This window comes from Geobacillus sp. Sah69 (assembly GCF_001414205.1).
Classification (GTDB): Bacteria; Bacillota; Bacilli; order Bacillales; family Anoxybacillaceae; genus Geobacillus; species Geobacillus stearothermophilus.
Map to the genome: position 1 here is coordinate 1 of NZ_LLKS01000022.1, position 14,927 is coordinate 14,927.

At 40.0% G+C, this 14,927-nt stretch carries 14 protein-coding genes and 2 pseudogenes; 3 read left to right on the top strand and 13 right to left on the bottom strand.

Annotated elements, in window-relative coordinates; all coding sequences use genetic code 11:
• Window positions 1-541, top strand: a 541-nt coding sequence (locus AP057_RS03835) for an ExeA family protein (protein WP_055358123.1), incomplete at its 5' end; no start/stop codon positions are given.
• Window positions 542-812: 271 nt separating this feature from the next.
• Here AP057_RS03835 and istA read toward each other — a convergent pair.
• Complete coding sequence (gene istA, locus AP057_RS03840) at window positions 813-2,318, bottom strand: IS21 family transposase (protein WP_055358124.1); 1,506 nt, start codon at window positions 2,316-2,318, stop codon at window positions 813-815.
• A 135-nt stretch (window positions 2,319-2,453) separates the two neighbouring features.
• On the opposite strand from istA, the pseudogene AP057_RS03845 reads away from it, so the two are divergent.
• Window positions 2,454-2,669 (top strand): annotated as a pseudogene (locus tag AP057_RS03845) (3-hydroxyacyl-CoA dehydrogenase); the annotation flags it as partial.
• A 16-nt stretch (window positions 2,670-2,685) separates the two neighbouring features.
• Window positions 2,686-3,462 (top strand): enoyl-CoA hydratase/isomerase family protein, encoded by a 777-nt coding sequence (locus tag AP057_RS03850; protein WP_055358125.1) that lies wholly within the window; start codon window positions 2,686-2,688, stop codon window positions 3,460-3,462.
• Window positions 3,463-3,528: 66 nt separating this feature from the next.
• Here AP057_RS03850 and AP057_RS03855 read toward each other — a convergent pair whose 3' ends face one another.
• The 12 genes and pseudogenes from AP057_RS03855 to AP057_RS03910 form a co-directional block, all read right to left on the bottom strand.
• The gene (locus AP057_RS03855; protein ID WP_049624222.1) at window positions 3,529-4,389 is read right to left on the bottom strand and encodes a Cof-type HAD-IIB family hydrolase; all 861 of its coding nucleotides are present in this window, start codon (window positions 4,387-4,389) and stop codon (window positions 3,529-3,531) included.
• A 266-nt stretch (window positions 4,390-4,655) separates the two neighbouring features.
• Window positions 4,656-6,092, bottom strand: a complete 1,437-nt coding sequence (locus AP057_RS03860; protein WP_049624221.1) for a glycoside hydrolase family 1 protein — start codon at window positions 6,090-6,092, stop codon at window positions 4,656-4,658.
• A 33-nt stretch (window positions 6,093-6,125) separates the two neighbouring features.
• Window positions 6,126-7,787, bottom strand: coding sequence for a lactose-specific PTS transporter subunit EIIC (locus tag AP057_RS03865; RefSeq protein WP_055358126.1), 1,662 nt, complete (start codon window positions 7,785-7,787; stop codon window positions 6,126-6,128).
• Window positions 7,788-7,812: 25 nt separating this feature from the next.
• On the bottom strand, window positions 7,813-8,133 hold the full coding sequence (locus tag AP057_RS03870; RefSeq protein WP_049624219.1) for a PTS lactose/cellobiose transporter subunit IIA: 321 nt from the start codon (window positions 8,131-8,133) through the stop codon (window positions 7,813-7,815).
• Between the two features lie 202 nt (window positions 8,134-8,335).
• Window positions 8,336-8,803: pseudogene (locus tag AP057_RS03875) on the bottom strand (IS982 family transposase); the annotation flags it as partial.
• Between the two features lie 409 nt (window positions 8,804-9,212).
• Window positions 9,213-9,536, bottom strand: a complete 324-nt coding sequence (locus tag AP057_RS03880; protein WP_081106630.1) for a PTS sugar transporter subunit IIA — start codon at window positions 9,534-9,536, stop codon at window positions 9,213-9,215.
• A 43-nt stretch (window positions 9,537-9,579) separates the two neighbouring features.
• Complete coding sequence (pfkB, locus tag AP057_RS03885; RefSeq protein WP_049624218.1) at window positions 9,580-10,533, bottom strand: 1-phosphofructokinase; 954 nt, start codon at window positions 10,531-10,533, stop codon at window positions 9,580-9,582.
• A gap of 14 nt (window positions 10,534-10,547) precedes the next feature.
• Window positions 10,548-11,408: a tagatose bisphosphate family class II aldolase gene (locus tag AP057_RS03890; RefSeq protein ID WP_049624227.1), complete on the bottom strand. Its 861-nt coding sequence runs from the start codon at window positions 11,406-11,408 to the stop codon at window positions 10,548-10,550.
• Window positions 11,409-11,434: 26 nt separating this feature from the next.
• Window positions 11,435-11,953 (bottom strand): galactose-6-phosphate isomerase subunit LacB, encoded by a 519-nt coding sequence (lacB, locus tag AP057_RS03895; protein WP_049624217.1) that lies wholly within the window; start codon window positions 11,951-11,953, stop codon window positions 11,435-11,437.
• A gap of 14 nt (window positions 11,954-11,967) precedes the next feature.
• On the bottom strand, window positions 11,968-12,396 hold the full coding sequence (gene lacA / locus AP057_RS03900; RefSeq protein ID WP_049624216.1) for a galactose-6-phosphate isomerase subunit LacA: 429 nt from the start codon (window positions 12,394-12,396) through the stop codon (window positions 11,968-11,970).
• Window positions 12,397-12,417: 21 nt separating this feature from the next.
• Window positions 12,418-13,170 carry a DeoR/GlpR family DNA-binding transcription regulator gene (locus AP057_RS03905; protein WP_049626027.1) on the bottom strand — a complete coding sequence of 251 codons (753 nt, stop codon included), beginning with the start codon at window positions 13,168-13,170 and terminating at the stop codon, window positions 12,418-12,420.
• A 407-nt stretch (window positions 13,171-13,577) separates the two neighbouring features.
• Window positions 13,578-14,744: an IS256 family transposase gene (locus AP057_RS03910; RefSeq protein WP_055358127.1), complete on the bottom strand. Its 1,167-nt coding sequence runs from the start codon at window positions 14,742-14,744 to the stop codon at window positions 13,578-13,580.
• Window positions 14,745-14,927 lie beyond the last annotated feature (183 nt).

A 14,927-nucleotide genomic window follows, 5' to 3' on the forward strand; every position in this document is an offset into this window, starting at 1 on the left:
CCGTGGACTGGCCTTGGGATTAGGAGAGGAACCGAAGTACCGCAAGGTAGACCTCTTCCGCCAAATCCAGCAGGCGATCGAGCGATTGTATCATGAACGGCGGATCACGCCGGTGTTCATTTTGGATGAGATGCATTTAGCGAAGGATGCATTTTTACAGGACATCGCGATCTTGTTCAACTTTGAGATGGATTCGACCAACCCATTTGTCTTGATTTTGGCCGGGCTGCCCCATTTACAGGGGAAGCTGCGGCTCAATCAGCACCGCCCTCTCGACCARCGGATCATCATGCGATACCGGATGGGGCCGCTGGAGAAGGAAGAGGTGGCGGGCTACATCGAACATCGGATGAAACAGGCCGGGGCGAAGCATCCGATCTTCACCCCATCGGCGTTAGAGGCGATTGCCCTGCAGTCGCGGGGATGGCCTCGGGTGATCAACACGTTGGCCACGACGTGCCTGTTATACGGGTATCAGCTGAAAAAGGACGCCATTGACGAAGAAATGGTGCGCATGGCCGCAGAGGAAATGGGGTATTAGCACGAAAGGGGCCGAATCGGCCTCTTTTGTGCTTTCTCTTTTCCATAGGTCCATCAGGCGCGCTGGAAATCTTCATCTGAAAGAGCGTGCAAACGTTCCGAAAGAATGTGCAAAATCCGGAACAATCCGCAAAAATTTTGCACATTATTTCCGAATCCGCCTGAAATAATTTGAAAAAGGGATTCTGAAATAATGTGCTAGTTTACATGGAAAGGAACGTTTTTCCCGTTCCGACTCCACCATAAAAAATAACTTTAATTTGCATTTCCACTTATCTTTCACCTCCGGTGGACTCGAAAAATCGATCATAATGACTAAGTCCTCTAGAGGCTTCAGGCATAGTGGGAACGCTTATTTTTGGCTGGATGGGTTCCCTTATCCCTCTTCCATTGATTAACTGATAGAATACTTGCTTAATGGAATCTACACTCGGATGCCCATATTGCGAAGCGAGCCGTAAAGCTTGCGTTGAAATTTCAAAATCGTGCTCTTTTAGTAAAACGGCCAGTAATTGTAACGTTTTTTGTTTTTCCTGAATGGTACAATGTGAAAAATAATCTTGCCATTCTGAAGGCATTTTCTCGTAAAAATCCGTATACTTTAATGCATTTGGCCTTTTAGCCATCAGGATAAGGTAAGGTTGCCATTTCATCGATTTTTGTTGCGTTCCATACAAACGCTCATGTTTCACTATGAGTTCATAGTCCTCTGTCAAAATCTCAATCTCTTGATATGAGATTTTTGCCAAAACCATTTGTTTGGCAAAACGGGGAGAAGTGGAATAAAGTTTATTCTCTACCCGGATGTAGCCATATTTATCCGCCCTAACTTGTTCATACCGAACACATTCGTATTCTTTTGCCGGCAACTGTAGAAAGCATTCCTTCTCTTCCTCAAACAATTCGGCAATCGTTTTTCCTTTTTGATAATGGGGCCTCTGCCAGTCTCTTTCACACTTTTCCCATAAGGAGTCATTAAAGGACTCCAAATCATATATCGTTAATTCTGGAAGAAGAAAGTTATTCCGAATGTACTTCACTTTTGCTTCCACGTGCCCTTTTTCATTTCCACTTGCTGGATTACAAAATTCACATTCAAACCCGTAATGTAAAACAAACCGTTGAAATTCCTCTGTCAGTTCTCTTTCTCCATTAGGCAGGATCTTTTTCACCGCAGGTGATAAATTGTCGAAACGGATCACCTTCGGTACTCTGCCCATGTAATGAAACATTCGTTTTAATCCTTCCAAAAAGCATTCTCTGTTTTGAGAAGGCATGACTTGAAAATAAAAGCCATTGCTGTACGGAAACGAAAGAGCTAAAAAAGGAAGAATGACACGTTCCCCTTTGTAGACGAAAGGGGCTTCTCCAAAATCTACTTGTGCTGTCGCCGGCTTGGCTTCTAAAGGAAGAGCCGCTGATTCACTCTGTTCTTGTAACTCTTTTTTCCGTTTAGCTACATAAAGTCGAACGGAACGATCTGACCCTTTGAAATCAAATTGTTCTTTTAACATTTCATACATTCTTTTTGCAGTTCTTCTAAACTTTTTCTTTTTCGTTAAGTCCTCTTGAATCCACTTATCTAAGATAGGTTTCACTGGATCCATTACTCTAGCTTTCCGGATTTGTTTTCTTTTCGTTGGGCTAAAGTCCTCCATCTCTGCATACTTCTTAATCGTTCTAGGATCATGATTCGTTCTTTTGGTAATATCTGAGTATGAACGCCCTTTTTGATTCGCCTCATATCTGATATAATCTATTTCAGCCACTGCTAACATCTCCTTCATTACCTCCCGTTGAACAAGTTGCCCAACTAGGAGGGTATGGTATTTAGGGAATGTTGGCAAGTGGTTTTTTTATTTATGTATGGCCGCTGGGGCCTACATAAATTAATTGCCATACACTACATTAATAGATTGCCACAAACAGCTCCGGGGGTATTTAAAACACCGCTTTTTGCCGGTTTACCGGAAAAGGCGCAGGAAGCACTGGCAAAGATGACGCCCTTTTCCCCTAGACTGGGACATCCAGAAGAATTTGCCAGGCTGGTTTGTGCGATCGTGGAAAATCCAATGTTAAATGGGGAAACGATTCGTCTTGACGGGGCAATTCGCATGCCGCCGAAATAGACAGAGGGGTGATGGAATGGGAGAGCTTGTATTCGTACGCAAGGACAAGCACATCGCATATTTGACGATGAACCAACCGGAAAAATTAAATGCTTTATCCGCAGATCTGGTCCAGGCATTAATTCGCGAATTGAAGAAGGCGGAAGCCGATGATGAAGTGAAAGTTATTATCCTCTCCGGAGCGGGGAAATCGTTCTGTTCCGGCGGAGATCTTTCGGCTTTTCAGAAAATGTCCGATATTGGATCAATCATCAACTGGATGAAAGAGGCAACAAGACTTGAGCAGACGATTGTTGAGTTAGATAAGTTGGTGATTAGTGCAGTTCACGGGTATGCTGCTGGCGCTGGTTTCAGTTTGGCATTAGCGAGCGATTTTATCGTTTGCGATAAGGATGCGATTTTTACCGCGAGTTTCGCGAAGGTGGGACTGATTCCCGATTTAGGGTTGATGAAAAATTTAGCGAAAAACGTACCGCTACCGCTGGCAAAGGAGTGGCTTCTATCTGGAAGTCGTATTACAGCTGAAGAAGCCTATCGAAAAGGACTCGTCAATCGAATTGCTGAAGGAGATTTACTGGAGGAGGCGAGTCGTTTTGCCAAGTTTATTGTGGAGGGACCGCCACTTGTTCAGCGTTTTGTTAAATATATGTTGAATCATGCCCATGAGTTCACCCACGATACGAATTTCATGCAAGAAGTAACGATGCAAGCCTTGCTTTTACAGACAGAAGATAATAAGGAAGGCGTGCGGGCATTTTTCGAAAAAAGAAAGCCAGATTTTAAGGGGAAATAAGTGAAAAGATGAAAAAAAGGCGGAGAAACATAAGGTTTTTCCGCCTTAAGTCATTTAGTGAGGAAACTATTCATGTGTCTTTAATACGTGTTTCCTTAGAGCATTTGCCACTCCATGTTGATCATGGTGATCGGTTGTAAACATTGCATGACTTTTTACGACATCATCGGCATTCTCCATTGCAATGCTAATACCTGCTGCTTTTAACATCGGAATATCATTGATTTGGTCTCCAATCGCGACCGTATTTTCCATAGGGATTTGTAAGTGACTGGCCAAGTAACGTAGGCCGAACCCTTTATTCGCATCTTTATGGGTAAATTCAATGGAAGGTGGTCCACCAGAACTAATGGATACATCGTTCCGTGCCATCGTTTGTTTTTCCAAGAGCGATAGTTTTTCCTGATTAAATGTATTTCCGCTAATTTTTGTAACGTTTAAGTTTAATAGATCAAGTTCTTCGACATCACGTACAAATATCATATTGTTTTGGCTGAATACGATATCCGCATGATGTCTGTAGTAGTCTTTATCAATAGCAGGAGATGATTTTGCCAATTCGTCAATCTCGTTGTATAGAAAACTCTTTGTATCTTTTTCCATGAATATACCTTGATCGGTATAAAGTTCAACGGGTATCTCATATTGACGGAGGGCGTTAATTATTTCCAGGACCGTTTGCTTGTCTAAAAACAATTGTTTTAAAAAGCCGTTATCGTAAATGCTTGAACCATTCCCGCTGATAATTGGTAAATGAAGCTTATATGGCTTTAAAATATGCAAAATATCATCATGATACCTTCCAGAACAAATCGCAATATGATGGCCCTGCTTCTTCACTTCCAGGATTGCCTGTAGATTTTCATCGCTGATCGAACCATCGCTCGATAACAATGTGCCGTCCATATCAATGGCGATTAATTTCATGAAAACATCATTCGCTTTCTTTGTATTTTTGTTCCATGATAAAAATAGACCCGCACACCATAAGATAAGAGTTTTTGATAAACTTTTCGTATGGTGGCGGGTCTTACCTTAACAATTCTATCTATCTAAAATACTTCATTCGACATAAGCTATTTGTTACGATTCTTCAAGGGTTGAGTGAGTGATTTTGTCCAAATTGGAGGTCCTTCCGGGAATGCTGCTTGCATATATACGTACATGAACATTCCCGAAAGTTTTTTTATTTATTAGAGCTCTTCACCATTCGTTTCGATGACTTTCTGATACCAGAAGAAGCTGTCTTTCTTAATCCGTTCCATAGATGCGTTATCGTCCACATCACGATCGATATATACGAAACCGTAACGTTTTTGATACCCGTTTAACCAGCTTAATACGTCTGAGAATGACCATACAGTATAGCCGATCACGTCTGAACCATCGGAAATTGCATCCCGAATCGCGTTAATATGATCTCTTAAATAGTTAATTCGATAATCATCGTGGATTCTGCCGTTTTCCACAGTATCAAATGCTCCGAGACCATTTTCTGTAATTAATACAGGTAAGTTGTAGCGACTGGTGATTCTTGTGATGGCAATTCGTAAACCGGTCGGATCGATCGTCCAGTCCCAATCAGTTTTATCGGTGAATGGATTATCGACAATCCGATAAAGTCCCGGAATTCCTTTTTCCGGTGTCGTTCCTTTTTCACCGGTATTGTTAATTGCATAGTTCATTTGCACACCGTCGAGGGGATTGTAAGCAACGGTTGCTGTTTGATAGTAGTTGATACCCATAAAATCAGGTTTTCCTTTGGCAAGGAGCTCGAAGTCGCCTTCCTGGATATCCGGTGTCAAACCATTTTCCTCTAAATAACGCCATGCTCTTTTCGGATATCTGCCATGTACGTATACATCCATCCAGAAGTAATTGTGGAAGTCATTCGCATCGTCTGCTGCCAGTACATTTTCTGGTTTCGTATCTACAGGGTAGTACGGCATATAGGCAAAGCTCGGTCCAATTTTTCCATCTGGAACATATTTGCGGAATTCGTTTATGACAGCCGCATTGGCGAGATTGGCAATATGGTTTGCATTATACATTCTTTTTCTATCTTGTACTTTAGGAGGGTGGAGAGCAGATTCATAGCCATGCCCGATAAAAATATTTTGTTCATTTAATGTTACCCAGTATTTTACACGGTCTCCGTACCGTTTAAATAATGTAATCGCATAGTTTTTAAAGTCTTCGATGATTCTTCTCGATTCCCAACCGCCATATTCATCTTGTAGAGCTTGCGGTAAATCCCAGTGATAAATCGTTAATACTGGTTCGATATTGTATTTGAGTAATTCGTCGATTAAACGATCGTAAAATTCCAGTCCTTTTTCATTTACCTCGCCATATCCTTTAGGATAAATACGTGGCCAGGAAACAGAGAAACGGTATGCTTTAAGACCTAATTCGGCCATTAATTTTACGTCTTCTTTATAGCGATGATAGTGGTCAATCGCTATATTACCGGTTGTGTTTTTGTAAGTATTTCCAGGGGTCTGAGAAAATGTATCCCAGATGGACGGTCCTTTTCCATCCTCATTCCAGGCCCCTTCTATCTGGTAGGCTGCCGATGCAGCCCCCCATAAGAAATCTTTCGGGAAAGGTTTTTTCTTGAGATGCTCCATTCTAAAATCCTCCTAATTTATTAATCAATTTTATTAGTTGTTAAATTGTTTTAATACAAAGTCAATCGCTTTCTTCGGATTGTTTGTCAATTCGATATATTCTTGACCACTGGTCGATACGAGTTTAATTCCTAAACGATCCGTATCTTTCTTGATCACTTCGTAGTTGGAAGCAACTTGTGGTGCGAGAATGACTAAATCAAAGTCTTTCAAAATATCATTGTGAGAACCGTATGCACCTGCTCCTGCAATAATCGGAACATTATATTCTGCAGCGGCTTTTTTTAATGCATTGGCGAGTAAACCACTAGTTCCACCACCGGCACATAAGACAAGGACGTTTTTCACATCTTTCTTTTGTGCAGCGACAACTTCATCAAGCGCTGTATCTACTTCAGCCGTAACTTCTTCTTCATCTGATTCTGCAGTTTCCAGTTCTTTTTGATAGATTTCATTATCGTAAGCTTTAAAGAATGGATAGTAGATGAGGAAGTCAACAACCAGTAACAGGATTGCTAACACAAAGGATAATCCTGCAAAACCGGTACCCATTACTAATCCTAACGGACCGGGTGTTGTCCACGGTAATACGTAAATGAATCCATTCATATTTAAAACATCAACGAAAAATTTGAAGAGCCATACGTTTGCAATTGGTGCCAGGATAAATGGTACAAAGAATACCGGGTTTAAGACTAACGGTGCACCGAATAAGATCGGTTCGTTAACACCGAAAAGTACAGGAATCGTTGCTGCTTTACCGATTGCCCGGTTTTGTTCTGATTTGGCTAAGAATGCAAACATTAATGTAATGATTAATGTTGCACCGGTTCCACCTAAAGTGGCGACGAAATATTGTAATCCAGGAGCTAAAACGTGTGAAGCGTGTTCACCAGCCTGGAATAATTTCAAGTTTGCTTCGATATTCACATAGTAAATTGCAGTAACAGCAGGTTCAACAATGGAAGGACCGTGAATACCGATAAACCAGAAGAAGGCCATGGCTCCGTAAATGAGCGCCAGTCCTAAATATCCATCAGCAGCTGAGAACAAGGGTTGGAAAAACTTAATAACTCCTTCTGCAAAGTTCATCCCGGTTAAGTTTCTAAACACCAAATCAAATAGCCAGAAAAATAATGTAGATAAGGCAAATGGAATTAAGTCCTTGAATGTTTGGGCGATATTTGGTGGTACTTGTTCCGGTAATTTGATCGTTACATCGTTTTTCACACAAACTTTATAAATATTACCAACGACAAATGCCGAAATGAAAGCTGTAAGTAATCCAGCAGATCCCATATAGCCACTGGAAAAACCGCCTTCAATGGCATCTGCGGAAACGAGCAAGAAACCAACAATGGAAGCTAACATCGTAGAAATATTGTTGATTTGGTTGTTACTCGGTAAATCCCGGTTAAATGAGTCGGTTAAATATTTTGCCGTTGTGGCAGTTACCAATACGGCCAAAATTCCCATTGAATAATTGTAGGCTTTTAACAGAATTGCTTCGATGTGTTCAGGCCAGTAGAATCCGAAAACATTTGGTACGAAAGCCACTAACATAAAAATACTGGAAAATAAGACAACAGGCATGGATGCGATGAAACCGTCTTTTACAGCTCTCAAATAGACGTTTCGAGAAATTTTTTCAAAAAAGGGTTTCATTTTTTCGATTTGTGCAACTAAGCCATTCATTTTTTCCCATTCCTTTTCATGATTTTTATGAATTGTGATCTTTTCGGTAAATATTTATTAAATGCTGAACAATATCACTTAACAACAATGTCGTCATTAAATGATCTTGTCCATGGACCATGATGAAACCTAATTCTAAATCTTCGCCACTAGCTTCAGCTGATAAGACTTTCGTTTGAGCATTATGAGCTTTATTTAAGCTCTCTCTTGCTTCTTCGATTAACTGATCAGATACATCGAAGTTGCCATTTCTTGCTTCGTTGATTGCGTTGAGTAGCTTTGATCTTGCTTCACCGGCGTAGGAAACAATTTCAAAGCCTACTAAATTCACTTCCGTTTTATTCATGTTGTTTCTCCTTTCTAAAACATGTTTGCTATTTTTTGTATTTAATGTAAAATTTGAAATTTAATAATGTAACAGAAGCTGAAAAGAAAAACTATAATAAAATTCAAACAATTCACCGCAAAAATCACGTTTGGAACGGAAAATTATGGTAACAACTGCTTATATAATTGCCTATTATTATACCCGTGGTGCTAGTTGAACTTTAACGCTCAACTAGCCCAAGAATTACGAGTGAATAAGCTAGTAAAATGCTATCCAAAGCTGATTCAAATCCAGAAACAGAGTTGGCTCGAATCTCTGTGATCCGGTACTGATCAATGAGAACTGAAAACACGGTTTCAATGACTTTGCGCTTTCGTTTCATCCATCGTTTCCATGCTTTCGATTGATGGATTTTCTGGTTTTTCCGAACGGGCGTCCAAAAAGCGATCATGTATTCATCATACAGCTTCTTTTGCAAGTCTTGGCTCACATATCCTTTGTCACCAAGTGTATACGGATGAGGAAGTTGGGCCATCACGGTTTCCGCAGCTGTCCGGTCGTGACAGGATGCTTCGGTGACGACATATCCCATCGGAAGCGCTTGGTCAGTGATCTGGAGATGAAGCTTAAACCCATAGTAAGCCATCTTTTTGGATGCACAATACCCGATATCTGCGATTCCTTGAAACTCCAAATAAAGTGAAAGTGGGAGGAGTTCAGTTCAACGGATACAAAACGGCTTAAGCGCTTTCTTATAACCCATACAGAAATTCCGAAAGGATAACGATATTTTTTAGGTGCTCTTTTAAAAATTCTCCCTAATTTTTTTGACTTTCTCATTTCAAAGCATCCTAATGTTTCTAAATTCTATAGAAACACTTTGGTCAGTTAATGGCTTACTTACTGATTTTCATTGATCACAAACAATACCAAACGAATGTTATATAACTTCACTGAACAGCATGACCAAAAGATGTCTCACCGCATGAATTGATTTTTTGTCTGATGTCCCTTATAATTAAAACTATCAGTGACTTGTTTTCTCTCAAACTACCTGTTTTTCACTGGATTTGTTTTGCACTGCATTTTTGTATTCTTCATTTCTTTTTTTCATTTGTTTTACATACCAAGCTTTTGAATTTTATATCTTTCTCTAATTTTACAACAACAAGTTTTTTGCAGTTACTGTATTCAGGTTCTGAGTGTGGGATTGCCACGTTAGGAAGATTTTCTCCAACCACACTTAAGTCTATTCCGGTAGGATATTTTTCTTCTCTCTCCACAATAGATTCAATGAACCCTTCTTTAACTAAACCATTTTCCAACAACTTACGACCAATTTTTCTTAATATTTCCTCCTTGCTCTCAGCGTTTTCAAAGAAGATTAATTCTTTATTTAATAATTCACTAATTACTTTCATCCTTCTATCACCTCCTCGATATTACAATACATCCAACTTTCAATTACCTTATTGATTTTCCACTTAAGGAATAAATTCTATCTACTATCATTTGATTGATAATATAGTCAATTTGATTGGTATCAATAAACCCCGTCTTTTCTTCGATAGCATTTAACGTTCCGAAAGCATTGCCATAGACCAATACTTGTTCAGGACTATAATTTCTCTGAAGGGCGACAGCGAATCCAGCGACCATAGAATCCCCTGATCCAACCGGATTGACCGCTTGGACCTTAGGTGGTGTAATTTTGTAAAAAACTCCTTGATGATAGGCAATCGATCCTCTTTGTCCTAATGAAACGACAATATATTCGATTTCATATTCCAATAAAGAATTTTGGATGGCTTCGATGACTTCTTCATCCGTTGTCACTTTTCGATTGCATAGTTGGGATAATTCATCGAGATTCGGTTTAACTAAATATGGCTTCGCCTTTATTCCTTCTCTCAAAGCTTCTCCACTTGTATCCAAAATAAATTTTTTTCCTTTTTTATTCGCAATCTCAATCAATGTTCGATAAAAAGACGGTTTTAACCCTTTTGGCAAACTTCCCGAAGCTGTAATGACATCGGCACCGTTGATGAGGTCTTGATAATTCTCAATAAATTTTTTTGCTTCTTCTTCTGATATCGCCGGTCCTTCTTCTAAAATTTCTGTTTGTTGTCCATCATGGAGAAGAGCTATGCAGTTTCTTGTGTTTCCCTTAATATCAACAAACCGATGTGGAATTTGGATGGAATCAAGCTCGTTTCTTATAAACTGTCCGTTTGTTCCACCGAGAAATCCCGTTGCACAAAGACTTTCATTTGTGCAACGGATAACCCGGGAAACGTTTAACCCTTTTCCACCAGCGGTTTTGATCACACGATTGCATCGGTTCACTTCGTTGATATGAAAGGAAGAAAGATGATAGCTCATGTCAATAGCCGGATTTAATGTGATCGTCAAAATCATCCATCTCACCTTTTTCAATAACGATTGACACTCATGCACATTTCGATTTTTTCTTTAACCACTTGTTTCATAGCTTGCTTGGCCGGTTCCATATATTTTCTTGGATCATTTGCATTAGGATGATCGATTAAATATTGTCTTAACGCATTGGAAAAAGAAATTTTCAATTCAGTGGCGATGTTGACTTTACAGCATCCTAATTCAATACATTTTCGAACATCCTCGAATGGGATGCCAGATGCCCCGTGCAAAACAAGAGGCACACTTACCACTTCACGAATTTCTCGTAATCGATTAAAATCTAATTTAGGGGCGGACTTGTAAAGACCATGAGCTGTTCCAATCGCAACCGCTAAAGAATCAACACCCGTTCTTTCCACGAATTCTTTGGCGGCTTGCGGGTCCGTATAATAAGAATCAGCATCATCTACCACTAGATCATCTTCTTGTCCGCCCAATCTTCCGAGTTCCGCTTCAACGGTTGCTCCATTAGAATGAGCCAACTCCACCACTTGTTTGACTACCTGAATATTTTCTTCAAAGGGGAGATGAGAACCATCGATCATGACAGATTTAGTACCCAATTCAATCGATTCCTTAATATCTTCGATGTTTTCATGATGGTCAAGATGAAGTGCAATCGGAATCGAGTATTTTTTGGCGGCCGTTTCGGCAATGGCTTGGATGTAATCTCGGCCCGCATACTTAAATGTGCCCGGTGTGGCAGCTAAAATCACCGGCGATCTTAATTCAGATGCTGTTTCGACGACCACTTGAATCGTTTCCAAGTTGTGAATATTAAATGCAGGAACCGCATAACCCTCTTTTTGAGCTTTTAATAACATGTCTTTTGTGTTGACTAAACAATTGAACATAATGATTGCCACCTTCTTGTTTTTCATTATTCATTCGGGTACTCGCCTTTTTCCCATTTTTCTAAGAATTCATCAAAAAAGTGTTCATCCCCGATCGATGAGTCCTCCTCAATCAATCCATCGATTTTTTCTATCCATTTCTTATTTTTTTCTGTTTCTTTATACTCTGTTTCAAGAAAGACGTCGATAATATTTTCCATCAACCCGATGCCTGTAATTCGTCCCCCCATTCCAATGACATTGGCATTCAATTGTTCTCTCGCATATTTGGCTGTGGCTACATCTCGAACCAATGCGGCTCGTATGCCTTTTACTTTATTAGCGCTCGTCGTAATGCCAACACCGGTACCGCAAATAACAATGCCTAAATCCGCTTCGCCATTTACAACTTTCTCGGCTGTTTTTTTGCCATAAATCGGATAATGAGTTCTCACTTTATCATAAGTACCATTATCAATCACTTCATAGCCTTTCTCTTTTAGATACTCAACTAAATGATCTTTAATTTCTGTGACAATATGATCGCAACCTATCGAAATTTTCACCGAAATCCCCCCATTTATGCCATTTTATTTAGCATATCCACGCGAATTTGATGTCTGCCACCGGAGTATTCCCCTTTGATGAAGGCATCGACGATCGATTCAGCCAACCGTTTTCCCACAATACCAGACCCCATAGTAATCATCGAGGCGTTATTATGCTCCCTTGTCATCTTGGCAGAATGTTCATCCGAGACTTCAGCACAAATAATGCCTTTATACTTGCAAGCCGTCATAAATGACCCAGCTCCATATTCGTCAATCGCAATTCCTCTGTCAGCCTCATTAGCTAAAATCGCTTTGGCTACACGAGTAGTCGATTCAAAAAAATCCAAATCATTTTCCGGCGTTTTATCTATCACTTTATGACCTTTGAGACTTAAATACTTTTTCAAATGTTCTTTTAATTCAAAACCGGCGGAATCTGCACCTATCGCAATCTTCATGTTGGGATCCTCCCTTACTTTCTATTTAATAATTTTGGTCCATTTCTTATAGTACTCTTCTATTTGGGGACTAATTTTCGTGTCTGTGATAATCGCTGTCACATTTTTTACATCATAAAAGGTACAAAATGCTTCCACCCCAAATTTAGAATGGTCAGCTAAAATGTATTTTTCTGCCGCATTGTCTAAAATGATTCTTTGTCCATTGCCTTCCTCTTCATTGGCTGTAGTCACTCTTGTATCAATGATTCCGTTTGTGCCGATAAAAGCTTTATTTACTTTGATCTCGCTTAATAATTTATTGGCAAAATAACCAATAAAGGTTCCTGTTCTTTCTCTAAATCTTCCACCGATTAAAATCACATCATACCGTGAATCGTGCTTAAAACGGTTAAAAACCGTAATCGAGTTGGTGATAACATCCACATTTTCTGCCTTGACATAATCATAAATTAATTCATTCGTCGTTCCCGGCCCAATAAAAACAATATCATGATCGCAGATTAATTCCGCACATTTTTGAGCAATATGTTTTTTCTCCTCTACATTGATCGTTTGTTTCTGAACATGGGATAACTCTACATAAGGGATGGTACCTTTCTTCTTCGCACCCCCGTGAACCCGCTCAATTAAGCCTTGTTCCTCAAGAGCATTCAAATCCCTTCGAATCGTCATTTCAGCGACATTCAATCGCTCCGCCAATTCCGAAACCTTCACGACATCTTTTTGACTAATCACATCTAAAATGAGCCGGTATCTATCCTCTTTTAACATCGTCACCTCCCTCCTTTCACAGTTCGAAAATGTTCATTTTTGTTATAAAATGTTTGTTTCTGTTTACATTTATTTTATAACGAAAACGCTATAATTACAACGATTTTTTGTTTTGTTCAACCTTTTGTCAAAAAACAGACTGGTACCGTCAAGAAGTTTGTTTCTGTTTACATTTATTATTTTATAACGAAAACGCTATCATTACAACTATTTTTTGTTTTGTTCAACCTTTTGTCAAAAAACAGACTGGTACCGTCAAGAATTTTGTGTAATGTAATGGGGTAGGGTTTCTCTGAAATGGATTTGGAATGAATAGGGAACTAGTTTCCTCCACACAGGAGACTGAATATTCAGTCTCTTGTGTGGAAAGGGAGAATCCCCCTATTTTGTTTATTTACAGTATTTGGTTAATGATAACGTTCTTCAAACATTCGCTCGAGGGCTTCCTGCGCTTCGGCAAATCCTCTTAACTTTCGCCCTGCCCATTTCTCATTAAAATCTTGAATGGTTAAATACACGACTTTTTCCGCGGCTTCTAAACTGCTCAAACTGTTCATCGGCTTTAGACGTTTCCGAATCTCTTTGATCGTTCGTTCGATGACATTCGTCGTGTAAATCACACTTCGAATACTGCTTGGATAATCCATAAATGTAAGGAGGACATCCAACTCATTGGCCCAAGATTGAACTTCTCTTGGATATTTGCTGGACCATTTCGACTCAAACTGTTGAAACATTTGTAACGCCATCTCCTTATTCGGCGCGCGATAAATCAGCTTGAGATCCTCGGCCACTTCGAATTGGTCTTTTTTCCGAACACGGCTGAGGGTGTTGCGGACTTTGTGCACGACACAGCGCTGCACATCGGCTTTCGGATACACCGACTTAAAGGCTTCCTCCAGCCCCGGAAGGCCATCGAAGACGCCAAGAAGCACTTCCTTGACGCCTCTTTGGTAGAGGTGTTGAAGAATTTCCTGCCATACATAGGCGCTTTCTTGTCCTCCCACAAAGAAATCAAGAATTTCGCGATATCCTTCTTCGTTCACCCCTAACACCACATAAATGACTTCTTTCTCCACGGTTTTGCGACGAAGTTTTACGTATAAACCATCCAAATATAAGACGGAATAACGCTTGTGCAGTGGACGAGTGTGCCATTTCTCGATGTCTTCCTTCACTACATCGGTAATACGGCTGATCGTTGCAGGAGAATAGGCATTGCCTAAAATTCGTTCAATAAACTTGCCAATTTCACGCGTACTCATGCCACTTTGATACATCCTGATGATGGCTTCCTCAAGCCAGCCGGTGTGCCGTTGGTAAGGGGCAAACAACTGCGTTTGAAATTCCCCGTTTCGGTCTCTTGGAACCAAAAGACCCTCAATCCGGCCATATTGCGTATCTAGATTTCGCTGATAGTAGCCGTTTCTCATATTCGGCGTTCCAGCCTGTTCGATTTCAAGGAAATGTTTGATTTCTTCCCGCATAATCAGTTCTAATTTTTCTTTTACAAACTGACGAATGGCATTTTCCAGTTGATTTGCCCAGTCTACATTCGGTATACTTTTAGACATAGGTAGGGTTCTCCTTTCTCTAAGATTTTTGGTCCAATCAGAGAATACCCTACCTTTTTTCTTTTGTTCTAGCAAAATGCTTTACACAAAATTTTATACATCATCCTGTAGATGAGCAAATTCACTGACATAAATTGACAACTAAACAAAAAAGGAGACATGAACCCGATTCCTTGGTTAGAA

Coding starts and splice junctions, on each gene's coding strand:
- AP057_RS03880 (WP_081106630.1), bottom strand. CDS start 9,536: ATGAAAGTAATTAGTGAATTATTAAATAAAGAATTAATCTTCTTTGAA.
- AP057_RS03850 (WP_055358125.1), top strand. CDS start 2,686: ATGGGAGAGCTTGTATTCGTACGCAAGGACAAGCACATCGCATATTTG.
- AP057_RS03865 (WP_055358126.1), bottom strand. CDS start 7,787: ATGAATGGCTTAGTTGCACAAATCGAAAAAATGAAACCCTTTTTTGAA.
- AP057_RS03905 (WP_049626027.1), bottom strand. CDS start 13,170: ATGTTAAAAGAGGATAGATACCGGCTCATTTTAGATGTGATTAGTCAA.
- pfkB (WP_049624218.1), bottom strand. CDS start 10,533: ATGATTTTGACGATCACATTAAATCCGGCTATTGACATGAGCTATCAT.
- lacA (WP_049624216.1), bottom strand. CDS start 12,396: ATGAAGATTGCGATAGGTGCAGATTCCGCCGGTTTTGAATTAAAAGAA.
- AP057_RS03910 (WP_055358127.1), bottom strand. CDS start 14,744: ATGTCTAAAAGTATACCGAATGTAGACTGGGCAAATCAACTGGAAAAT.
- AP057_RS03860 (WP_049624221.1), bottom strand. CDS start 6,092: ATGGAGCATCTCAAGAAAAAACCTTTCCCGAAAGATTTCTTATGGGGG.
- istA (WP_055358124.1), bottom strand. CDS start 2,318: ATGTTAGCAGTGGCTGAAATAGATTATATCAGATATGAGGCGAATCAA.
- AP057_RS03870 (WP_049624219.1), bottom strand. CDS start 8,133: ATGAATAAAACGGAAGTGAATTTAGTAGGCTTTGAAATTGTTTCCTAC.
- AP057_RS03855 (WP_049624222.1), bottom strand. CDS start 4,389: ATGAAATTAATCGCCATTGATATGGACGGCACATTGTTATCGAGCGAT.
- AP057_RS03890 (WP_049624227.1), bottom strand. CDS start 11,408: ATGTTCAATTGTTTAGTCAACACAAAAGACATGTTATTAAAAGCTCAA.